Annotated in this window: 20 protein-coding genes and 1 pseudogene; 10 read left to right on the forward strand and 11 right to left on the reverse strand. The window is 65.5% G+C overall.

Going from position 1 to position 21998, the window contains the following annotated elements; genetic code table 11:
• Positions 1-19: 19 nt before the first annotated feature.
• From J2R78_RS16790 to hslV, 3 genes are read right to left on the reverse strand one after another with little or no spacing between them, the layout of a single operon-like run.
• On the reverse strand, positions 20-616 hold the full coding sequence (locus tag J2R78_RS16790) for a DUF2585 domain-containing protein (RefSeq protein ID WP_253605720.1): 597 nt from the start codon (positions 614-616) through the stop codon (positions 20-22).
• On the reverse strand, positions 613-1098 hold the full coding sequence (locus J2R78_RS16795; RefSeq protein ID WP_253605721.1) for a GNAT family N-acetyltransferase: 486 nt from the start codon (positions 1096-1098) through the stop codon (positions 613-615). The genes J2R78_RS16790 and J2R78_RS16795 overlap by 4 nt, the downstream gene beginning before the upstream one ends.
• A 2-nt stretch (positions 1099-1100) precedes the next feature.
• Positions 1101-1658 (reverse strand): ATP-dependent protease subunit HslV, encoded by a 558-nt coding sequence (gene hslV, locus J2R78_RS16800; RefSeq protein WP_057020343.1) that lies wholly within the window; start codon positions 1656-1658, stop codon positions 1101-1103.
• Positions 1659-1903: 245 nt separating this feature from the next.
• Here hslV and hisB point away from each other — a divergent pair, with 245 nt between their 5' ends.
• From hisB to coaA, 7 genes are all read left to right on the forward strand, one after another.
• On the forward strand, positions 1904-2497 hold the full coding sequence (gene hisB / locus J2R78_RS16805) for an imidazoleglycerol-phosphate dehydratase HisB (protein WP_016841476.1): 594 nt from the start codon (positions 1904-1906) through the stop codon (positions 2495-2497).
• Positions 2498-2583: 86 nt separating this feature from the next.
• Positions 2584-3114, forward strand: coding sequence for a DUF2628 domain-containing protein (locus J2R78_RS16810; protein WP_057020344.1), 531 nt, complete (start codon positions 2584-2586; stop codon positions 3112-3114).
• Complete coding sequence (hisH, locus tag J2R78_RS16815; protein ID WP_028341984.1) at positions 3111-3761, forward strand: imidazole glycerol phosphate synthase subunit HisH; 651 nt, start codon at positions 3111-3113, stop codon at positions 3759-3761. Before J2R78_RS16810 ends, hisH begins: the two co-directional genes overlap by 4 nt.
• The gene (hisA, locus tag J2R78_RS16820) at positions 3758-4486 is read left to right on the forward strand and encodes a 1-(5-phosphoribosyl)-5-[(5-phosphoribosylamino)methylideneamino]imidazole-4-carboxamide isomerase (protein WP_028335795.1); all 729 of its coding nucleotides are present in this window, start codon (positions 3758-3760) and stop codon (positions 4484-4486) included. The genes hisH and hisA overlap by 4 nt, the downstream gene beginning before the upstream one ends.
• Before the next feature lie 9 nt (positions 4487-4495).
• Positions 4496-5272 (forward strand): imidazole glycerol phosphate synthase subunit HisF, encoded by a 777-nt coding sequence (hisF, locus tag J2R78_RS16825; protein WP_038382736.1) that lies wholly within the window; start codon positions 4496-4498, stop codon positions 5270-5272.
• A 150-nt stretch (positions 5273-5422) separates the two neighbouring features.
• Positions 5423-5746 (forward strand): phosphoribosyl-ATP diphosphatase, encoded by a 324-nt coding sequence (locus tag J2R78_RS16830; RefSeq protein WP_028335793.1) that lies wholly within the window; start codon positions 5423-5425, stop codon positions 5744-5746.
• 35 nt (positions 5747-5781) lie between these two features.
• Entirely contained in the window at positions 5782-6738 is a 957-nt protein-coding gene (coaA, locus tag J2R78_RS16835) for a type I pantothenate kinase (RefSeq protein ID WP_026192056.1), read from the forward strand.
• A gap of 150 nt (positions 6739-6888) precedes the next feature.
• Here the strand turns inward: coaA and J2R78_RS16840 are convergent, their stop codons facing one another.
• From J2R78_RS16840 to J2R78_RS16855, 4 genes are all read right to left on the reverse strand, one after another.
• The gene (locus J2R78_RS16840) at positions 6889-8178 is read right to left on the reverse strand and encodes an IS4 family transposase (protein ID WP_225642830.1); all 1290 of its coding nucleotides are present in this window, start codon (positions 8176-8178) and stop codon (positions 6889-6891) included.
• A gap of 231 nt (positions 8179-8409) precedes the next feature.
• Positions 8410-10659: a PAS domain-containing hybrid sensor histidine kinase/response regulator gene (locus tag J2R78_RS16845; protein ID WP_253605724.1), complete on the reverse strand. Its 2250-nt coding sequence runs from the start codon at positions 10657-10659 to the stop codon at positions 8410-8412.
• A gap of 103 nt (positions 10660-10762) precedes the next feature.
• The gene (locus tag J2R78_RS16850) at positions 10763-11284 is read right to left on the reverse strand and encodes a hypothetical protein (RefSeq protein ID WP_253605725.1); all 522 of its coding nucleotides are present in this window, start codon (positions 11282-11284) and stop codon (positions 10763-10765) included.
• A gap of 119 nt (positions 11285-11403) precedes the next feature.
• Positions 11404-12942: a YifB family Mg chelatase-like AAA ATPase gene (locus J2R78_RS16855; RefSeq protein WP_253605727.1), complete on the reverse strand. Its 1539-nt coding sequence runs from the start codon at positions 12940-12942 to the stop codon at positions 11404-11406.
• 722 nt (positions 12943-13664) lie between these two features.
• Between J2R78_RS16855 and J2R78_RS16860 the strand changes: the two genes are divergently transcribed.
• Together J2R78_RS16860 and fsrB are read left to right on the forward strand one after the other, a co-directional pair.
• Complete coding sequence (locus tag J2R78_RS16860) at positions 13665-15656, forward strand: TonB-dependent siderophore receptor (protein WP_253605729.1); 1992 nt, start codon at positions 13665-13667, stop codon at positions 15654-15656.
• Positions 15657-15682: 26 nt separating this feature from the next.
• The gene (gene fsrB, locus J2R78_RS16865) at positions 15683-16972 is read left to right on the forward strand and encodes a siderophore utilization protein FsrB (protein WP_253605731.1); all 1290 of its coding nucleotides are present in this window, start codon (positions 15683-15685) and stop codon (positions 16970-16972) included.
• A 95-nt stretch (positions 16973-17067) separates the two neighbouring features.
• On the opposite strand, the pseudogene J2R78_RS16870 reads toward fsrB, so the two are convergent.
• From J2R78_RS16870 to rsmI, 4 genes and pseudogenes are all read right to left on the reverse strand, one after another.
• A pseudogene (locus J2R78_RS16870) lies at positions 17068-18040 on the reverse strand (MBL fold metallo-hydrolase).
• Between the two features lie 187 nt (positions 18041-18227).
• Positions 18228-19175, reverse strand: a complete 948-nt coding sequence (gene gshB / locus J2R78_RS16875) for a glutathione synthase (protein WP_253605733.1) — start codon at positions 19173-19175, stop codon at positions 18228-18230.
• Positions 19176-19205: 30 nt separating this feature from the next.
• Entirely contained in the window at positions 19206-19589 is a 384-nt protein-coding gene (locus J2R78_RS16880) for a YraN family protein (RefSeq protein WP_028335783.1), read from the reverse strand.
• A complete protein-coding gene (rsmI, locus tag J2R78_RS16885) occupies positions 19576-20529 on the reverse strand; it encodes a 16S rRNA (cytidine(1402)-2'-O)-methyltransferase (RefSeq protein WP_253605735.1) in 954 nt (317 codons plus the stop codon). Before rsmI ends, J2R78_RS16880 begins: the two co-directional genes overlap by 14 nt.
• A 220-nt stretch (positions 20530-20749) precedes the next feature.
• Here rsmI and J2R78_RS16890 point away from each other — a divergent pair, with 220 nt between their 5' ends.
• Positions 20750-21955, forward strand: a complete 1206-nt coding sequence (locus tag J2R78_RS16890) for a penicillin-binding protein activator (RefSeq protein ID WP_092081173.1) — start codon at positions 20750-20752, stop codon at positions 21953-21955.
• Positions 21956-21998 lie beyond the last annotated feature (43 nt).

Below are 21998 nucleotides of genomic sequence, written 5' to 3' on the forward strand. Positions count from 1 at the left end.
TCCTCCAAGGCATGGTCCCCTAAAGAATCGGCGGCCCGGCCTGCCACTGCCTGATCGCCTCGAACGGGTGGATCAGCATGATGATGTTCAGTGTCAGATTGTCGCGAATGTGAAGCAGCAGCACGGTTTCGAACAACACGCCGAGCGCGACGGTCGCCGCGATCGGCAGCCTGCGCGCCAGCAGGAAGCCGACAACCATCGCAAGCGTGTCCGACACCGAATTGACGATGGTGTCGCCGTAATAATCGAGCGAGATCGTGCCGGCGCGGTAGCGCTCGATGATCCAGTTGGAATTTTCGACGAGCTCCCAGCTGCCTTCGATCAGCATCGCGACAATCAGCCGCCCGGGCCAGGCGAGGCGCGGCAGCAGGAGGAAGGTCAGACCGTAGAACAGCAGGCCATGCAGCACGTGCGACAGCGTGTACCAATCGGCGATGTGCTGCGAGTTCTCCGAGCTCTGAACCGAGCCATGCCAGAGCTTGACGTAGCCGCAGGCGCAGATCGGCAGACGGCCCATCGCATAAAGCAGCGCCGCCTGCAGCACGAGCAACGCTGCCGCGATCGCCAGCCAATGCCACGCTGAAATGCCGGTGATAGGCTTGTGCGCGATCGTCATGCGTCGCGCGCCATCAGCAGCGCCGGCCCGTCCGGCGTATCGACCATACCCACCTTCTGAAAACCCGCCTTCTCATAGGCGCGGATCGCGCGCGCATTGGCCGGATCGGGATCGGTGACGATGCGTGGCGCGCCCTGCGCCAGCCGGTCGTCGACAAAGGCGCGGATCAGCGCCGAGCCGTGGCCACCTGCCATCATGTCGGGCTCGCCGATGAAGAGGTCGATCCCGCGCGTGCCCTTCGGCTGGGCCCCGAAGCCGGAATTCCAGGCCGTCAGGTCGTAGCACTGGATATAGCCGAGGTCGCCGCCATCGGCCGCGACGATGAACTGGTCCATGGCCGGCTCGTCGAGGTCGCCGCTGACCAGCGCGTATTGCTCGGCCGGATCGCCCCACCATTCCCGCACATGCGGCAACGCCAGCCACCGCTTGATCAGCGACAGGTCGGCCGGCGTCATCGGGCGGAAATGATAGGGGCGGGCCATGCTCAGCCGCCGATCGTCTCGATCGTCACGTTCCGGTTGGTGTAGACGCAGATATCGGCGGCGATATCCAGCGCGCGGCGGACAATGGTCTCGGCGTCCTTGTCGGTATCGACCAGCGCGCGGGCCGCGGCGAGGGCGTAATTACCGCCGGAACCGATCGCCATGACCCCGGATTCGGGCTCCAAAACGTCGCCGGTGCCGGTCAGCACCAGGGAAACGTCCTTGTCGGCCACGATCATCATGGCCTCCAGCCGGCGCAGGTAGCGGTCGGTCCGCCAGTCCTTGGCGAGCTCGACGGCCGCCCGGGTCAGCTGCCCCGGATATTGCTCCAGTTTGCTTTCCAGTCGCTCGAACAGGGTGAAGGCGTCGGCGGTGGCGCCGGCAAAGCCGCCGATCACGTCGCCCTTGCCGATCCGGCGGACCTTCTTGGCATTGGCCTTGATCACGGTCTGGCCGATCGAGACCTGCCCGTCGCCGCCAATCACCACCTTGCCGCCCTTGCGGACCGTGCAGATCGTGGTGCCATGCCAGACCGGCAGCTCATTTGGGGATGCTTGCATAGGTTACCTCTCTTCCGGGCAGATTTAGGCGGTCGGGCAGGGGGTTACAACCGGGACGAAATCGGCGTGTTTTCAGGCGAAGTGGGCACCGGTTCGCGTGAGGAAAGCGCGGCAGAACCAGATCGACAACGAATTCCGGTCACCATGGCCGGAAGTTGGGGCGTTTCGAGGTCATCCCGCAGTAGCGAAGGTGACATCAGCCTGTTAAAAGACCGGCGTTTTCGGCACGGGAAAGCTTAATTTTCATGCGCACCGCAACCATCAAGCGCAAGACCAAGGAGACCGACATCGAGGTGACGGTCAACCTCGACGGAGCAGGCGTATCCACGGTTTCGACCGGGATCGGCTTCTTCGACCATATGCTCGACCTCCTGGCCCGGCATTCGCGCATCGACATCACGGTGAAGGCGGATGGCGATCTCCATGTCGATTACCACCACACCACCGAAGACGTCGGGATCGCGCTCGGACAGGCCGTGAAGCAGGCGCTCGGCAACATGGCCGGCATCACCCGCTACGCCTCGATCCACATGCCGATGGACGAGACGCTGTCGCGCGTCGTGATCGACATTTCCGGCCGCCCGGTGCTGGTGTTCAAGGCCGAATTCCCGCGCGACAAGATCGGCGAGTTCGACACCGAGCTGGTGCGCGAGTGGTTCAACGCCTTCGCGATGAACGCCGGCGTGACTCTGCACGTCGAGACCCTATATGGCGAGAACAGCCATCATATCGCCGAATCCTGTTTCAAGGGTCTGGCGAGGGCGCTGCGGACGGCAATTGCGATCGATCCGCGTGCCCAGGGCGAAGTGCCCTCGACCAAGGGTCAGCTCGGCGGCTGATCTCTGGAGCATGATCCGGAAGAGTGGATGCCGGTTTTCCGAAAGATCATGCTCTAAATAAGAGTCCATCCTCGGCGGAGCGTTCGATGCCGGTCTATACAGTGCATGCCCCCGTGGCCAATGGCGCCGATCTCGCGGCGACCGACAAGTTCGTCTTCGTGCGCGACGGCTTCCATTTCTGGGCCGCGGTTGCGGGCGTGATCTGGCTGGCCTGGCATCGGCTCTGGCTGGCGCTGATCGGCTGGTTCGTTCTTACTTTCGTGATCGATTACGCGCTGGCCAAGCTTGGCGTCGGCCGCAGCGCGATCTTCTTCGTCGACCTGGTGCTGATGGTGTTGCTCGGCCTCGAGGCCGCGACCCTGCAGCGCTGGACGCTGTCGCGGCGCAGGTGGCGCCAGATCGACATCGTCGTGGGTGACGACGTGGAGGCCGCCGAGCGCCGTTTCTTCGCGCGCTGGACCGCGCGGCATCGCGGCGCCGTCAACGACCAGCGGTCGGTCGATCGCGGCGCGCCGCCCCCGACCCGCGACGTTCCGGGTCAGTCGTTTTCAAAAGCCCCGCCGATGCCGCAGGGCGGCATCATCGGATTGTTTCCAGAGCCAGGAGGATCGCGATGACCGTTGCAATCATCGATTACGGCTCCGGCAATCTGCATTCGGCGGCCAAGGCCTTTGAGCGCGCCGCGCGCAGCATGGAGGATCCGCAAGCCATCAAGGTGACGCGCGACCCCGATGCGGTGTATCGCGCCGATCGCATCGTGCTGCCCGGTGTCGGCGCCTTCGCCGATTGCCGCCGCGGCGTCGACGCGGTCGACGGCATGCTGGAGGCGCTGACCGAGGCGGTGCGGGTCAAGGCCCGGCCGTTCTTCGGCATTTGCGTCGGCATGCAGCTGATGGCGACGCGCGGCAAGGAGCACGTGATCACCGAGGGCTTCAACTGGATCGGCGGCGATGTCGAGAAGATCGAGCCGCGCGACGAGAGCCTGAAGGTCCCGCATATGGGCTGGAATACGCTCGACATGGTGCGCGAGCATCCGGTGCTGGAGCGGCTGCCGCTCGGGCCGAAGGGACGTCACGCCTATTTCGTGCACTCCTATCACCTCAACGCCGCCAATGAGGCGGACGTGCTCGCGCGCGCCGACTATGGCGGGCCGGTGACCGCGATCGTCGGCAAGGACACCGCGATCGGCACCCAGTTTCACCCCGAGAAGAGCCAGCGCTTCGGCCTCGCTTTGATCGCCAATTTCTTGAAGTGGAAGCCGTGATTCTCTTTCCAGCGATTGATCTGAAGAACGGCCAGTGCGTGCGCCTGGAGCAGGGCGACATGGCGCGCGCCACCGTGTTCAATCTCGATCCGGCGGCGCAGGCGGCGAGCTTCGCCGCGCAGGGCTTCGAATATCTCCACGTCGTCGATCTCGACGGCGCCTTCGCCGGCAAGCCGATGAATGCGCATGCGGTGGAGGCGATGCTGAAGGCCGTCACCATGCCGGTGCAGCTCGGCGGCGGCATCCGCGACCTCAAGACCATCGAGGCCTGGCTCGACAAGGGCATCACGCGCGTCATCATCGGCACCGCCGCGGTGCGCGATCCCGAGCTGGTGAAGGGCGCGGCGAAGACATTCCCCGGCCGTGTCGCCGTGGGCCTCGATGCGCGCGACGGCAAGGTCGCGGTCGAAGGCTGGGCCGAGACCTCGCATGTGACCGCGCTCGAGATCGCGCAGCGCTTCGAGGATGCCGGCGTCGCCGCGATCATCTTCACCGACATCGCCCGCGACGGCCTGCTCAAGGGCCTCAACCTCGACGCCACCATCGCGCTTGCCGACCGCATCTCGATTCCAGTGATCGCCTCCGGCGGCTTTGCCTCGATCGACGACGTCAAGGCGCTGCTGGAGCCGCGTGCGAAGAAGCTGGCCGGTGCGATCGTCGGCCGTGCGCTCTATGACGGACGGCTCGATCCGGCCGCTGCCCTTCAGCTGATCCGCGGCGCGTAGGAGGAGATCATGTTCAAGGTTCGCGTGATCCCGTGCCTCGACGTCAAGGACGGCCGCGTGGTCAAGGGCGTCAACTTCGTCGATCTGCGCGACGCCGGTGATCCGGTCGAGGCCGCGATCGCCTATGACGCCGCCGGCGCCGACGAGCTCACCTTCCTCGACATCACCGCCACCCATGAAAACCGCGGCATCATGCTCGACGTGGTGCGGCGGACCGCGGAAGCCTGCTTCATGCCGCTGACCGTGGGCGGCGGCGTCCGCACCGTCGACGACATCAAGACCCTGCTGCGGTCCGGCGCCGACAAGGTCTCGATCAATTCGGCGGCCGTCAGCCGGCGCGAATTCGTTAAGGAAGCGGCCGAGAAATACGGCGAGCAATGCATCGTGGTCGCGATCGACGCCAAGCGGGTCAAGCGCGCCGGCGGCTCGGACCGCTGGGAGATCTTCACCCATGGTGGACGGAATGCCACCGGGATCGATGCCATCGAATACGCCCAGGAGGTCGTCTCGCTCGGCGCCGGCGAAATCCTGCTGACCTCGATGGACCGGGACGGCACCAGGCAGGGCTTTGACCTGCCGCTGACCCGGGCGATCGCGGACAGTGTCCCCGTACCGGTCATCGCGTCCGGTGGTGTCGGCAATCTCGACCACCTGGTCGATGGCGTCCGCGAGGGTCACGCCACCGGCGTGCTGGCAGCGTCGATCTTCCACTTCGGGGAATTCACCATCCGCCAGGCCAAGGATCACATGGTGCGCGCCGGCCTGCCGATGCGGCTCGATCCCTAGCGTGAGCGTGGTCAGGAAAAGTGGAAACCGGTTTTCCGTGAAGTCCACGCTCAAACAGGGAGAGCTGGGACTCCTTGTCACAAAAATGCTAAGTCCCCACCTAAGGGGTGGCACCCGTGCGGTGCCGCCGTGCATGCTTGAGTTGAGTTGATGTCGCGTTTCACGGTCCACGATCTGGCCGCCACCATCGACGCCCGCGCTGCAACGGGCGGTGAGGCGTCCTACACCCGCAAGCTGCTCGACAAGGGCGCGGAGCACTGCGCCAAGAAATTGGGCGAGGAAGCGGTCGAGACCGTGATCGCCGCGGTCGAGAATGACCGCGATCACCTCATCGCGGAAAGTGCCGATCTCGTGTTTCACCTGCTGGTTCTGTTGAAATCACGCGGCGTGAGGCTGGAGGACGTCGAGGCCGCGCTGGAGAAGCGCACCTCGATGTCGGGACTGGAAGAGAAGGCGTCGCGCAAGCGCGACTAGCGCAAATGATCGAGCGCATCGAGAGGGGCGGCCTCATGGACATCCGGGCACCAGATCAACAATACAACCCCTACCGCATCTTCACGCGCCAGCAATGGTCGCATCTGCGTGACGACACGCCGATGACGCTTGAGCCGGGCGAGTTCGATCGCCTGCGTTCGATGCACGATCGCCTCGATTTGCAGGAGGTCGAGGACATCTACCTTCCGCTGTCGCGGCTGCTCTCGATCTATGTCGATGCGACGCAGCGGCTGTATTACTCGCAGCGCCAGTTCCTCAACATCCGCGACCGCAAGATGCCCTACATCGTCGGCGTCGCCGGATCCGTCGCGGTCGGCAAGTCGACCACCGCCCGCGTGCTGCAGGCGCTGCTGGCGCGCTGGTCGCCGCGGCCGAAGGTCGACCTGATCACGACCGACGGTTTCCTGTTTCCGAATGCCGTGCTCGAGCGGCAGGGCATCATGCAGAAGAAGGGCTTCCCGGAAAGCTACGACCTGCCGACGCTGCTGTCGTTCCTCAGCGACATCAAGGCGGGGCGGCGCCGCGTGCGCGCGCCGGTCTATTCGCATCTGACCTACGACATCGTGCCGAACAAATGGGTCGAGATCGACCAGCCGGACATCCTGATCGTCGAGGGCGTCAACGTGCTGCAGACCGGGCGGCTGCCGCGCGACGGCAAGGCGGTGCCGTTCGTCTCCGACTTCTTCGACTTCTCGGTCTATATCGACGCCGACGAGGCCGTGCTGCGGGAGTGGTACATCAAGCGCTTCCTGGCGCTGCGCGACACCGCGTTCACCGATCCGAGGTCCTACTTCCATCGCTACGCGCCGCTGTCGGACGAGGAAGCAACGGCGACCGCGATCGCGATCTGGGAGCGCACCAACCTCGCCAATCTCGAGGACAACATCCTGCCGACCCGCCCGCGCGCGACGCTGATCCTGAAGAAGGGCGCCGACCACGTGGTGCAGTCGGTCGCGCTGCGCCGGCTGTAAGCATCACCGCATCTCTGCGAACGAGCCACATCACGGCTGTCGTCCCCGCGAACGCGGGGGACCCATAACCACAGGTACTTGTGATTTGCAGCGCTGTAGCCCCAGCGGGCGCAAAACTGGCTTCGGTGGTTATGGGTCCCTGCTTTCGCACTAGGGCATGCACACATTTCTGAGGCTCCATCCGAGAGCGACGGCGCGGAAGTAATCGAGACCGTTTTTGAAGGTGATGGGGCCTGGTGGCTTGGAGGACGGATAGCCGTCCCATCCTCCAATGCGGCCGATAATCCAGGCCGCCCAGGCAAGACGATCGGACGGATGCGGGTTCTTCAGTCGTCTGTTCCTGGCTTCAAGCTGCTGATTGAGGGCGGTCAACGCATCGATCTCGCTGGGATTGAAGGCAACGTGAAGCGACTGCTGGCTCCCGTTGCGCGCTTGCAGGAGCTGGATGGTGATGATCGCGGCCTTGGCAGCGATGGCAACCAATTTGAGAAGCCGGCCGGCGGTGCCGATCTGGCTATCCTCGAGCTTGAAGCCCTGCGTCTTGAGGACGCGGAAGAACTGCTCGATGATCCAGCGCTGCTTGTACCAGGCGACAATGCGCCAGGCATCGTCTGAACTGGTGACCTCGTGAGAGGTGAGAAGACGCCAGTGCAACGGCTCGACGTTGGGATCGGCATTGATCTCGCGGACGTCAACGATGGCCAGATGCAGGCTTTTCGGCAAATGGCGCAGGAACTTGCTTTGCGGCCGGGCCAGCTCGATTGCGCCGAAGCGAAGTTCGAGGTCCATCGGACGTGCAGGCCGCCCCGCACGCGCAGGCAACTCGATGATGCGACGCTCTACCGCCGTCATGGCGTCGATCGCCGCATACAAACCCGTCGTGTCGGCCAGCTTGCGATCATGCATGCTGCGGGCGATCACGCGGTAGTCTTGCTCGGCTGCGCTGGCATAAAGAGCAAAGATGTCGCTCTCGCGGTCACCAAGCAGGGTCACCATTGCAGCACCGGTAAGCAGCGGCTTGGCCGCAAGGGCGGTGGCAATCCAGCGCTGCGATTCCTTGTCCGACAGGTCGCGGCTGTCATGCGAGACGCTCCGAGGGCCTTCACGCGTCCACACCTCGCCGCTCAAAAGTCCCAGGCAGGTGCCATTGTCCGCATCCACCGCCAGCATCGGGTGCAGCAGCACGCCGTGGTGATTGCCCTTGCCGATCTCCCCGAGCCCGCGCCGGCGTTGCGGCGTGGTGTTGAAGTGGATCTCGCTGGTGTCCTGGATCGCCAAAACATGGCGGCCTGTAACCGCCGCAGCCGTGCTTTCGCTCCAGCTTTCGATGATGCGCTCCTTCGTCACCTTGGAGTTACCGAGAAAGCGGTTGAACCGCACCTCCAGCGCGCGGTCTCCCTTGGAAAGCCGCCGAAGGCATACATCCTTGCCCGCGACCATGCGTCCGATGAGCGCCGCCCCCCTTTATCGAGACGACCATCCTCGAACCGGCCCAACGTCCAGTCAATCCGCGACAACATGCTGGCACCTCCGCCCAAGCCGAAGTGCCGTAATAGAAGTCACCGAGACCCCCGATTCTGGAATCCCCAATCTCTGACCCGAGTCAATCCGTCGCACCAGATGTGTGCATCCCCTAGTGCTTGCGCAGGGACGACACCGAGGTTTTGGCTGCTACGCCGCGATGTGCCGCGCGGCGGCGAGGCCCGCGAGCGCTTCTTCCAGCTTCTCGCGGTCGAGCGGCTTGATCAGAAAGCCGTCCATACCGGCTTCGAAGCAGGCATAGCGGTCCTCCACCAGCGTATTTGCCGTCAGTGCCAGGATCGGGGTCCGGCGGACGGATTGCGCCGCTTCATGGGTGCGGATCTGCTTGGTGGTCTCGATGCCGTTGAGGCGCGGCATCTGGATGTCCATCAGCACGAGATCATAGGGCGTGCCGGCTGAGGTCGCCGACAGCCAGGACTCCATCGCCTGCTCACCATTGGTGGTGATGACCACGTTGTGGCCGAGCCGGGTGAGCAGCGAGCGCATCAACAGCGCGTTGATCTCATTGTCCTCGGCGACCAGGATCGAGAACCCCTTGTCCGGCAGCGCGGATGCAAGCGCAGCGGGCGCGGACTCGGCGGCCGCCTCGATCGCAAGGCTCGGCGCAGCGACTTCCGGCGATGCGGTCAGGCGCGCGGCGAGCGACGACGCGCGCAATGGCTTCACCAGGTAACCGGTGAACATGGCTGACTCGGAAGCCGAAAGGTCCTGCCGCGTCGCCGGCGTGAACATTACGATGCGATGGGTTGCATGGAGGCGGGCGGCGTCGGCAAACGCCTCCATCGCCGGCGTGCCGAGCGTGTGGTCGATCAGCACCGCATGCCAGCTCCGCTCCGGCAGCAGCGCCTCGGCGACACCGGCATCCGACACGATGCAGGTCTGTGCGCCCCAGCGCTGCAACCGCCGCGAGATCAGCGAGACCTCGATGCTGTGTGGCGCCACCAGCATGATCGACTGTGCCGTCAAGTCGGGCGCGGCGAAGCCGTTGGCCTCGCCGGCATCGGCGGCGACGAGCGGGATCGACACCTCGAAGGTCGAGCCTGCGCCCGGCGTGCTTGCGAGCGTGATGCGGCCGCCCATCCGCTTGACGATGCGGTCGCTGATCGAGAGGCCGAGGCCGGTGCCGCCATAGCTGCGCGCGATCCGGTCGTCGGCCTGCTCGAACTCCCGGAAAATACGCTGCTGCGCTTCCGGCGCGATGCCGATGCCGGTGTCGCGAACCAGGAAGCTGATCTCGTTCGGCCAGATGCTGGGCTCGACGATCAGCGCCACGCCACCGGTCGCGGTGAACTTGATGGCGTTGCCGGCGAGATTGAGCAGCACCTGACGCAGCCGCGCGGCGTCGCCGGTCACCTGCATCGGCAGCCGTTCGTCGACATAGGCGGCGATCTCGATGCCCTTGGTCTGCGCACGCGGCGCCAGCAGCTCGGTGATGTCCTCGATCAGGCCGGACAGCGCGAACGTGCGGTGTTCGAGATCGATCTTGCCGGCCTCGATCTTGGAATAGTCGAGCAGCTCCTCGATCAGCGCGAGCAGCGCGTCGCCCGATGTCTTGACCGCCTTGACGTAGGTCATCTGCTCCAACGTCAGCTGCGTATCCATCAGCAATCCGCTCATGCCGATGATGCCGTTCAGCGGGGTGCGGATCTCGTGGCTCGCCATCGCAAGGAAGCGCGACTTGGCGCGGTTGGCGGCGTCGGCCTGATCGCGCGCTTCGGCGAGCGCGCGCTCGCTCTCGGTGCGGTCGGTGACGTCGCGGCCGACGCTCTGCATCTCCGCCGGCGCGCCGGCATCGTTGCGCACGAGGCCTTCACGCCAGGCGATCCAGCGCGGCCCGAGCGGGCCCTCGATCTTCTGGTCGTAGACCCGCGTGCCGTTGGATTCGAGCGCGGTGTCGCCCTGCTCGAGCACCTTCAGCGTTGCGGTGCTGCCGATCAATTCGCTGCGGGGCCTCTGCGCCAGCTCGCAATAGGCATCGTTGGCATAGGTGATGAGGCCGTCGAGGTCGCGCAGCACGATCAGATCGTCTTGCGCCTCGAACAGGGTGGAGGCGCGCTGCTCGGCCTCCTGCAGTTCCCAGTTGCGGTCGGCCATCGCTTCATTGTGCATGGCGATGGTACGCAGCCGCTTGCGCATCAGCCGCAGGCGGATGCCGAGCGTCACGATCCAAAGGCAGGCGATCGCGAACAGGAAGCTGACCCCGATCGCGAATGCATTGGGATCGTAGCCGCTCTGTTGCGAGAGCGCGCCCGAAATGAACCCGAAGGCGCTGCCGAACGCGACAGAGAAGATCGTGAACGAGCGCACGATCGTCGCGAGCCAGGAATGGCGCCGGAGGAAGCGGCGAAGGCGCAACTTGATCCGGAAGAAACGCCCCATCAATGATGACCCTAAGACAGCTTGATCTGGCGCTGACGATGCGTCGGCCAGCTTGCAAAGTGCTTGAAATTGGTGGCCATTTCGCGCTGCCCTCAGAACAAGGTTAGCGGGAGGTTAATTCCGCCATGACCCGGTTCGGGACGCGCTTGTCAGGTTCGGGCGTTGCGGCTTCAAGGCGGCGGTGTCCACCGCGGGCGCTGACGATCAGGGCCGCGGCATCCCGCGCTGAGAACGTCTTCGACTGCACGAAGACACGATAGTCGGACGGGCCAGCATCACGCGTCAGATAGATGACGGGGCCGGTTGCCGAGGCATCGCCGGAAATCCCGATCAGCTGCGCCGTCGCGCTGCTCTCGCAGGCGCCGGCCTCGGCGTCGTCGATGTCGTCGATCACGGTGAAGTCGGCGGCGTCGGCGCTGTCGGCGATCTGGACCCGGACGGTGGCCTGGCTGGGGTCGTCAGTGAAGTTGACGTGAAGCTGCGCCAGCCAGGGGATCGATGCGATCTGCATCGTGGCGCCGCCCACCTCGATGCAGGGCCGCGGGCCCGGCAGGAATTCGGCGCGGGCAAGGACCGCGGCCACGGCAAGGGGGACCACCGAGGTCAGAATCTTCAAACGCAACATGACACAACTCGCTCGACCCAAGCTTGCCGCCGATCGCGGTGCTTATGGTTTGCGGAGCGTAAATGAGAGTGGTTACTGTCACGTTGACGCGGCGGGCACCGGGCGGAAAGCGGCGGAGATCACGCGGCGCGACGCAAATCGTCGGCCAATGCACGATAGGACAGCGCTTCGGCGAGATGCAGCCGGCCGATCGTCTCGGCGCCGTCGAGATCGGCAAGCGTGCGCGCCACCCGCAGCACGCGGTGATAGCCGCGCGCGGTGAGGTGCATGTTGTCGGCCGCCTCGCGCAGCAGCTTCTGCCCATGCGCGTCGGGCTGCGCGATGGTCTCGAGCAGCGAGCTCGGCGCTTCCGCATTGGTGCGGACGTGCGGCATGCCGGCCGCCGCGTAGCGCGCGAGCTGGATGTCGCGCGCGGCCGCGACGCGGGCGGCAACCTCGGCCGAGCCCTCCGCCGGCGGCGGCAGGATCAGATCCGCCGCGGTGACGGCGGGCACCTCGATCCGCAGGTCGATGCGATCCATCAGCGGACCGGAGATCCGCATCTGGTAGTCGGCGGTGCAGCGGTCGAGCCGGCCGCGCTTGCAGGAATAGCCGGGCTCATAGGCGTGGCCGCAACGGCACGGGTTCATGGCCGCGACCAGCATGAAGCGCGCCGGATAGGTGACGCGGTGGTTGGCCCGGCTCACCGAAACCTCGCCGTTCTCCAGCGGCTGGCGCAGCGAATCCAGCACGCGCGGATCGAACTCCGGCAATTCGTCGAGGAACAGCACGCCCTGATGCGCCAGCGAGATCTCGCCCGGCTTGGCGCGCATGCCGCCGCCGGTCAGCGCGGCCATGCTGGCGGAATGATGCGGGCTGCGGAACGGGCGTCGCGCGGTCAAGGCGCCGTCGCGGATCTCGCCGGCAACCGAGGCGATCATCGAGACTTCGAGCAGCTCGGACGGCGACAGCGGCGGCAGGATCGAGGGCAGTCGCGCCGCCAGCATCGATTTGCCGGCGCCGGGCGAGCCGATCATCAGCAGATGATGCCCGCCGGCGGCGGCGATCTCGAGCGCGCGTTTCGCGCTCTCCTGGCCCTTGATGTCGCGCAGGTCCAGAAGCGCTTCCTCGCGCTCATGCACCTTCGGCTGCGGGCGTGACAGCACCTGCGTGCCCTTGAAGTGGTTGGCGATCTGGATCAGCGAGTGTGCCGCGATGATCTGGATGTCCGGACTGGCCCAGGCGGCTTCCGAACCGCAGGCGGCCGGGCAGATCAATCCCTCGTCGCGCGAATTGGCGCCGATTGCCGCGGGCAGCACGCCCGCCACCGGCGCGAGCGAGCCGTCGAGCCCGAGCTCGCCGAGCACGGTGAAGCCGTTCAGCGCATCCGGCGGGATCGCGCCGATCGCCGCCATCAGGCCGAGCGCGATCGGCAGGTCGTAATGGCTGCCCTCCTTGGGCAGGTCGGCGGGTGCGAGGTTGACGGTGATGCGGCGGGCGGGAAGCGCGAGGCCGGAGGCGATCAGCGCCGAACGCACGCGTTCGCGGGCTTCCGACACCGCCTTGTCGGGCAGGCCGACGATCGCGAATGCAGGCAATCCCGGCGCAACCTGGACCTGCACGTCGACCGCGCGGGCCTCGATCCCCTCGAATGCGACGGTGGAAACGCGCTGAACCATGCTGCCCCTATCTTCCGCAATCGAAGGTAGCGGAACCGGGCGACAAGTGCAAGAACATTACAGGAACGTTCGCGACACCGAGGGCTGGTCGCCCGGTACCAATTCACCGCGCGGCGCATCCGCTTCCGGCCGGTGCGGAGGCGTCGGGCGTCGCGCGCGATGACGCGCGCCTCGCGCGATCGAACACAGCTCGCATCGTCGACAACTGCAGGAATCATTTTCAAGAATCATTCCAGCTCGATGAGCATCGCGCGCTTATTGTCGCAGCGCGTCGTCGATTTCCCCGCTGTTTCAGCGATCGCACACTGATCGCGCGCGCAGTCTCGATCTATTCCAACTGCCGAGGTCTGTACTCGCGAGCCCCGCGCTGTAGAGCCGGATCACAAATCCATCCAGGCTGACATCAGGGGCGCCTTCGCGTGATCGATCGACTTGCTTCGCATTCCACCCGTCAACATCCAGCGCTGCGAACGATCGGTCTGTGTACCGCCGCCGTCCTTGCCGCAGGAGTCACGACCGAACGCGCCGACGCGCAATCGGAACTGCCGCCGGTGAGCGTGGACGCGCCTCAGCAGCGCGCGATCACTGCGAATGCAAAACCGGTTCGTCGTCCGGTGGCCGCACGCGCAAGCCGCGCCAACCGCGTGGCTCGATCCCAGCAGGCGACGCCGCCAGCGGCGGCACGATCCGGTGCCGGCGCCGGCGAGCGAGCCGGCGGTCCAGTGGACGGGTTCGTTGCCACGCGTTCGGGCACGGCGACCAAGACCGACACGCCGCTGATCGAAATCCCGCAATCGATCTCGGTCGTCACGACGGACCAGATCAGGAACCAGGGTGCGGAATCGGTGGGCGCGGCATTGCGCTACACCGCAGGCGTCAGCGGCGACGTGAATGGCGGCTCGGACACCCGCTTCGGCGGCCTGCAGATCCGCGGCTTCGACATGACGATGCCGGGCCTCTATCTCGACGGCCTGCGGCTGCCGAGCAGCAACTATGTGCACTTCCTCGGGCTCGATCCGTACGGCGCCGAGCGCCTCGAGGTCCTGAAGGGGCCGTCCTCCGCGATGTTCGGCGGCAGCGGCACCGGCGGCATCCTCAACTATGTCAGCAAGCTGCCGACCGCGCGCGAGTTCGGCGAAGTGTCGCTGTCCGGCGGCAGCTTCAACCGCTATCAGGGCGAGTTCGATATCGGCGGCCGCGCCAACAAGGAAGGAACGGTGCTGTGGCGCCTGACCGGCGTCGCGCGCGATGGTGAGACCCAGGTCGACTACACCAAGGACAATCGCGTCTTCATCGCGCCCGCCGTCACCGTGAAGCCGAACGAGGACACCACGATCACTTTCCTCGCGAACTACCAGAAGGAACGCACCGGCTGGGGCCTGCAATTCCTGCCGCCGTCCGGCACCGTCTGGGCCAATAACGGCCACTACATTCCGAACACGCGCTTCGTCGGCGAGCCCGGCTTCAACCAGTTCGACACCGAGCAGTCCTCGGTCGGCTACATGCTGTCGCACGACTTCAACGAGGCGCTGACCTTCCGCCAGAACCTGCGCTATTCGTGGATGCACAACGAGCAGAAGAGCTTCTACGGCACCGGCTATGCGTCGGCCACCGACGAGGCTGCGGGCCTGCTGTCGCGCGGCGGCGCCGGCGGCAGCTCGACGATCGGTTCCTTCGCGGTCGACAACCAGCTGCAGGGCAAGTTCGTCACCGGCCTGCTGAGCCACACGACGCTGTTCGGCGTCGATTACCGCAACACCTCGTTCCGCGACATGGCCTCGAGCTACAGCACCGGCAAGCTCAACGTCTTCGCGCCGGTCTATACCAACAGCTGGACCAACAACGGACCGTATGACGACACCGGCATCAAGCAGTCGCAGGCCGGCCTCTATCTGCAGGACCAGATCCGGCTCGGCCGGCTGTCGTTCCTGCTTGGCGGGCGGCAGGATTTCGTCACCACGGACCTCGACAACAATCTCGCGAAAACGTCGACGTCGACCGACGCCTCGGCATTCACCGGCCGCGCCGCCGTCATGTACAATTTCGACAACGGCGTCGCGCCCTATTTCAGCTATTCGGAATCATTCCTGCCGGTGCTGAGCGTCAACGCCGCCGGCGACCTGCTGAAGCCGGAGTCCGGCGTGCAGTACGAAGTCGGCGTCAAGTACCAGCCGGTCGGCATCAATGCGCTGATCACGCTGGCCGCGTTCGACTTGACCCGATCCAACGTCGTCACCTACGCCCCGCCGTTCTATTTCGCCGAGCAGACCGGCGAAGTCAGGTCGCGCGGCGTTGAACTCGAAGGCACCGCGACGCTGGTCGAGGGCGTCAACATCCGGGGCGGCTACGCCTATGTCGACGCTGAAGTCACCAAGGATCCCGTCAATGTCGGCAAGGCGCCGACCACGGTGCCGCTCAACCGTTTCTCGCTGTGGGGCGATTACACCGTTCAGGGCGGTCCGCTCGCCGGGGTCCAGTTCGGGGCCGGCGTCCGCTATGTCGGATCGACGTTCGGTGACGATGCCAACACCTTCAAGGTGCCGGCGTCGACGGTCGTCGATGCGCTCGTCGCCTATACCAGGGACAATTATCGCCTCTCGCTCAACGTCACCAACCTCGCCGACACGCGCTACGTGGCAGCCTGCTACGGCAACACCAGCTGCTTCTACGCCGAGGGCCGCAAGGCGATCGCGAAGCTGACCTATCGCTGGTGATCACCCCACAACTTGCTGAAATCCCCATGAGACCCATCTTCGGACGACTGCATCGCTGGGCGGGCCTTCTCACCGCGGCCTTCCTGTTCTTCTCGGGCGTCACCGGCGCGATCATCTCGTGGGATCACGAGATCGACGATGTGCTCAACAGGAAGCTGTTCGAGGTGACGAGCTCCGGACCGGCGATCCCGTCGGTCGAGCTCGCCCGGCTGATCGAGCAGCGCGATCATCGCGCCCGCGTCGTCCACATGTTCATGACGGCGGAGAAAGGCGAATCGTTGTGGTTCTTCGTGCTGCCGCGGATCGATCCGGCGACCGGCAAGCGCTACACGCTCGACTACAACCAGGTCTTCCTCGATCCCAACACCGGCGTCGAGCTCGGACGCCGCTATTGGGGCGCGGTCTGGCCGGTGACCCGCGAAAACTTCGTCTCATTCCTCTACAAGCTGCATTACACGATGCACATCCCCGAATTCTGGGGCAGCGATCGCTGGGGCATGCGCTTCCTCGGTGTCATCGCCGTGATCTGGACGATCGATTGTTTCGTCGGCTTCCACCTGACCCTGCCGTCGCGGCGGCGCGCAAGGGCTGAGCGGGCGTCGGCGATACCGGGCCCGCGCGGCAAGAGTTTCTGGACCCGCTGGGCACCGGCCTGGAAGATCAAGACCTCGGGCAGCGCCTATCGAATCAATTTCGACATTCATCGCGCCTTCAGCCTGTGGACCTGGGCGTTGCTGTTCGTGATCGCATTCACGGCATTCTCGCTCAACCTATATTTCGAGGTGTTCTCGCCGTTGATGAAGACCGTGTCCAACTACACGCCGACACCCTACGAGCAGCGGCCATACCGTCATCTCGACGATCCGATCGAGCCAAGGATGGCCTATGCGGAAATCGCCACGCGGGCCGCGGCCGACGGCAAGGCGCGCGGCTGGACCACGCCGATCGGTTCGATCAATTATGGTCCGGCCCACGGCGTCTATGCGGTCGCATTCTTCGAGCCGGGCGACGAACATGGCGCCGCGGGAGTCGGGCCGGCGCAGCTCTACTACGACAGCGAGGACGGCCGTCCGCTCGGCGAGCGGCTGCCATGGGTCGGCACCGCGGCCGACGTGTTCGTGCAGATGCAGTTTCCGTTGCATTCCGGCCGGATCGCCGGCTTGCCCGGGCGCATCCTGATCTCGCTGATGGGATTGGTGGTCGCGGCGCTGTCGGTGACGGGCGTCGTGATCTGGTGGCGCAAACGTCGTGCGCGGATTGGCGCGCGAGAGACGATGCGCACTCGCTCCGCGAGCCGCCTTGCGCCGGCGGAATAGGCCGGGCGCCCCGTGCACTCCTTACACCGGGCGGCAAATGCATTCGGGAGCGGCGGCGGCCGCTCCCGAGGCAGTCCGTCTTCGCAATCAGTCCGTCACAGGTTCATCTGCATCGGCTCCGGATAGTAGTGGAAGCCTTCGCCGACCTTGGCGACGTGGCCGTAGCCCGGCCAGGCGAAGTGATAGGACATCACGGCCGTCTTGTTCGCGGCCAGCATCTCCAGCAGCTTGACCCGCGAGTTCGCCGCCTGCTTCGGATCGGTGTCGTAGGAGAACTCCATCCGCGGACGCTCCAGCAGCAGCACCGCGTGATGCGAGAGGTCACCGAGGAAGGCGAAGGATTTGCCGCCCGAGCTCACCATGAAGATGGTGTGGCCCACGGTGTGGCCGGGCGCTGCGATTGCCGTCACGCCGGGCAGGAATTCCTGGCCGTCCTTGAAGAACACGATGCGGTCGCGCACCGGCAGCAGGTTCTTGCGGGCATGCACGATGAAGTCCTTCAACGGACTGCCCATCTTGCCTTCGTCGGTCCAGAATTCGAGATCGCTCTGGGCGATGTAGTACTGCGCATTCGGAAACAGCGGCTTGTCGTCGGTGCCGACAATGCCGCCGATATGATCGATGTGCGCGTGCGACAGCACGACGGCGTCGATGTCCTCCGGCTTGATGCCGGCTTCCTTCATGCTCTTCTGCTGCCGGCCGGTGGTCGGACCGAAGGCCTTCGAGGTGCCCATGCCGGTATCGAACAGGATCAGCTTGTCGCCGGTATTGACGATCGGCGAATTCTGCTCGAGCACGACATTGTCGGGCGAGAGGAAGTTGTCGGAGAGCATCTTCTTCACCTCCTCCTTCGGCACACCGGTGAAAGTGCCGGAGGGATCGCCGAGCGGAAGCGGCCCGTCGGATACGACGGTCACTTCGGCTTCGCCGAGCATGAAGCGGTGCCAGTAGGGTGTCTGCGTGCCGAGCTTCGGCGCGCGTGCCTGTGCGGTGCCCCCGAGCAGGGTGCTGGCGCCGAGACCGGCACCGAGCGCGAGCAAAGGATCGTCGTGAGACATTGAGCGTCATAACGTCTTCCTCCAGAATTTTTATAAGATTTTCGCGTTGTTGCCCGCGCGTTGACCCGCCGCTTGACCTGACGCAGGCGAGAGGATGCTGCCCTCGCCTGCGCAAGCTGGCAAGAAGAATAAGGAGAACGCATGCGTGATCGAACGCTGGCTAAATTTCAGCCAGCTGTGCGGCGCACAAGGGAGGATTATTTCGCGGCGCGCTTCTTCTCGATGGCATCCCAGATCATCGCCGCGACGTCGGGGCCATTGAGCCGCTGGATTGCGCGGATGCCGGTCGGCGAGGTGACGTTGATCTCGGTGAGGTTGCCGTCGATCACGTCGATGCCGACAAACAGCAGGCCGCGTTCGCGCAGCGCAGGTCCGAGCGTGGCGCAGATTTCGCGCTCGCGATCCGAGAGTTCGGTCGCCGCGGCTGCGCCGCCACGGACCATGTTGGAGCGCAGATCGTCAGCCGCCGGCACGCGGTTGACGGCGCCGGCGAACTCGCCGTCGACCAGGATGATGCGCTTGTCGCCATGCTTCACCTCGGGGAGGAAGCGCTGGATCACCCAGGGCTCCTTGAACGTGACCGAGAACATGTCGAACAGCGAGCCGAAGTTCATGTCCTGCGGCATCACGCGGAAGACGGCGGCGCCGCCATGGCCGTGCAACGGCTTCATGACGACGGCGCCATGCTGGTCGCGGAATGCGTTGATCTCGTCGAGATCGCGCGAGATCAGGGTTGGCGGCATCAGCTGCGGGAAGTTCATCACGAACAGCTTTTCCGGCGCGTTGCGCACGCTGGCCGGGTCGTTGACGACCAAGGTCTTCGGATGGATGCGCTCGAGGAAATGGGTCGAGGTGATGTAGGCGAGGTCGAACGGCGGATCCTGGCGCAGCAGCACGACGTCGAAGCCGTTGAGCGCCTCGCGCTTCGGCTCGCCCAGCGTGAAGTGATTGCCGACCTCGTCGCGCACGGTGAGAGGCTGCACCGGCGCCACCAGCTCCTCGCCGCGCAGCGACAGCTTGTCGGGCGTGTAGTAGGAAATGCCGTGGCCGCGCTTTTGCGCCTCGAGCAGCAGCGCAAAGGTTGAATCGCCGCGGATATTGATGCGCGCGATGGGATCCATCTGGACGGCGATCTTCAATTTCATAGGCATGTTCCGCGAGGTCTGAGGATAACGTTAAGGGCTTGCATCGAATGCCGCTAACAGATGGCGCGGCAGGCTCTTCGGTGCAATCAGCACGGCGTCGAATCTGAGCTCAAATTCGGCATGTTCGGGATGCGCCATCAGCCAGGCCTGGGCGGCATTGATGATGCGCAGCTGCTGCCGCGGCGTCACCGCATAGGCGGCGTCGTCGAGGCTGGCACGGGCCTTGACCTCGACGAAGGCCAGCAGATTGCGCCGGCGAACCACCAGGTCGATCTCGCCAAAGGGGGTACGAAAGCGTCGTGCCAGGATGCGATAGCCCTTGGCGATCAGAAGGGCTGCGGCGCGGCTCTCCGCCGAGATGCCGGTCCGGAACGCCGCGACGCGCTCGGGCGAGGCGCTGTCAGTCTTCGCCATTGCCGTCCCCGATGATCTTCGCAAGCTCGAGGGCGCGGGCATAGACCTCGCGGCGCGGCCGGCCCGACAGTTCGACCGCATGGGCGACCGCATCCTTGACGCTGCCGCGGCCGAGCTGCGCCCGCAGCAGATCGTCGAGCGCATCCTGGTCCATCACCCCGGCATCATCGGCCGGAGGTCCGATGACCAGCACGAACTCGCCGCGCGTTTCCAGCGCGTCCGCGCCTGCCGCCAGCTCGGCGACCGGCGCGCGCGTGATCTCCTCGTGCAGCTTGGTCAGCTCGCGGCAGATCGCGGCATCGCGGCCGGCCATGATCGCGGCGAGATCGCGCAGCGTGTCCTGTACGCGATTGCCCGATTCGAACATCACGAGCGTCGAATCGACCCTCGCCAGCTCGTTGAGCCGTGCGCGACGCGCGTGCTCCTTCGCGGGCAAAAATCCCTCGAAGAAAAACCGGTCGGTCGGCAATGCCGCGACCGACAGCGCCGTCAGCACCGATGATGGCCCCGGCACCGCGATGACGGCATGCCCGGCGGCGCAGACGTCGCGCACCAGCTTGAAGCCGGGATCGGAGATCAGTGGCGTGCCGGCGTCGGAAACCAGCGCGATCGCGGCGCCCTGCGCCAGCCGCTCCAGGATTTTTGGACGGGCCTGGGCCGCGTTGTGCTCGTGGTAGAGCGCAAGCTCCGCGGCGATCGCATAACGCTCGGTCAGCCGCCGGGTAATCCTCGTGTCCTCGCAGGCGATGACGTCGACACCGGCCAGCGTTTCCAGCGCGCGCAGGGTGATGTCGGCGAGATTTCCGATCGGGGTCGCGACCAGATGCAGCCCGGGTGCTGCCCTTGGCGCGGCCAATCGCTGGCCGCCGATCGAAAATGTTCTGGCCGCAGCGCCTGTCGTGGCATCCGAACTGTGGAGGGAACTGGCTTTTGCGCGCATAATGCCAATCTAGAGGGATGGCGGCGCTTGCGCCACATCCGCAAACGGCGGTGACGGAACGCTGGCTGACGGGGGAAATGGAGGCCGCGGCAAGGGCGCCGCGGGGCCATAATCCTTTTGTTTTAGTTAACTATTCGCCGAGAATATGCCTGAATCCACCCGCCTCATCAGAGCTGGATGGAGTCCTGGCTGATCACGGTCGGCCAAGAGAAGAGAGACGATGGAAGGCCCGCATCACCGCAAGTCCCCGCCGTCGGGCACCACCCGGCGGACCGCGCTCGGCCTCATCGTGGGCGCGCCGTTGCTGACGGCCTGCTCCGGCATCCAGCAGAGCTTGAGCCAATTTTCCAGCAGCAACCCGGAAGCTGGTCCTGCCGGCCCGCAGCAGCAGCCGCAGGCGGTCGGAACCGGGCAGGTCAAGATCGGCCTGATCCTGCCGCTGTCGGCGTCCGGCAATGCCGGGCTTGCCGCCCAGTCGATGCGGAACGCGGCCGAAATGGCGCTGGCGGAATTTCAGAACCCGAACATCCAGCTCCTGATCAAGGACGATGGCGGCAGCCCGCAGGGCGCATCGCAGGGTGCCCAGCAGGCACTGTCCGAAGGCGCCGAGATCATCCTGGGACCGCTGTTCGCAGGCTCGGTGCCGGCCGTCGCGCAACTGACGCGGCCGCGCGGTACCTCGGTGATCGCGTTCTCCACCGATTCGAGCGTGGCCGGGCGCGGCGTCTATCTGCTGAGCTTCCTGCCGGAGTCCGACATCAACCGCATCGTCGACTACTCGGCGGGGATCGGAAAGCGCTCGTTCGCCGCGATGGTGCCGGACAACGCCTATGGCAACGTGGTCGAGGCCGCGTTCAAGCAGGCGGTCGGCCGCAAGAACGGCCGCGTCGTCGCATTCGAGAAATATGGCGCCGATCGCGCGACGCCGGCGCGAACCGTGGCGCAGGCGCTCGGCCAGGCCGATGCGCTGCTGATCGCCGACGATGGTGATTCGGTGGTCGCGACCGCCGATGCCTTGACCGCAGCCGGCGCCAATCTGCGCAACATCCAGCTGCTCGGCACCGGGCTGTGGGACAATCCGCGGGTGTTCGCGAGCCCCGTCTTGCAGGGCGGCCTCTACGCCGCGCCCGATCCGTCCGGCTTCCGCAGCTTCGCCGGCCGCTACCGCAGCAAATATGGCGGCGAGCCCGTGCGCACCGCGACGCTTGCCTATGATGCCGTGGCGCTGATGGCGGCGCTCGCGCGCACGCAAGGGGCGCAGCGCTTTGCGCCGGAGACATTGACCAATCCGTCCGGCTTTGCCGGTATCGACGGTCTGTTCCGCTTCCGCTCCGATGGCACCAATGAGCGCGGCCTTGCGGTCATGAAGGTGGCCTCAGGCGGCAGCACGCCGGTCGCAGGCTCGCCGAAGAGCTTTGGCGCTTGATTTTCGTCGGGCGGTCAAGCTGCCTTGTCGAGCGCCGGCACCC

The organism is Bradyrhizobium sp. USDA 4538, assembly GCF_024171045.1.
Classification (GTDB): Bacteria; Pseudomonadota; Alphaproteobacteria; order Rhizobiales; family Xanthobacteraceae; genus Bradyrhizobium; species Bradyrhizobium australafricanum.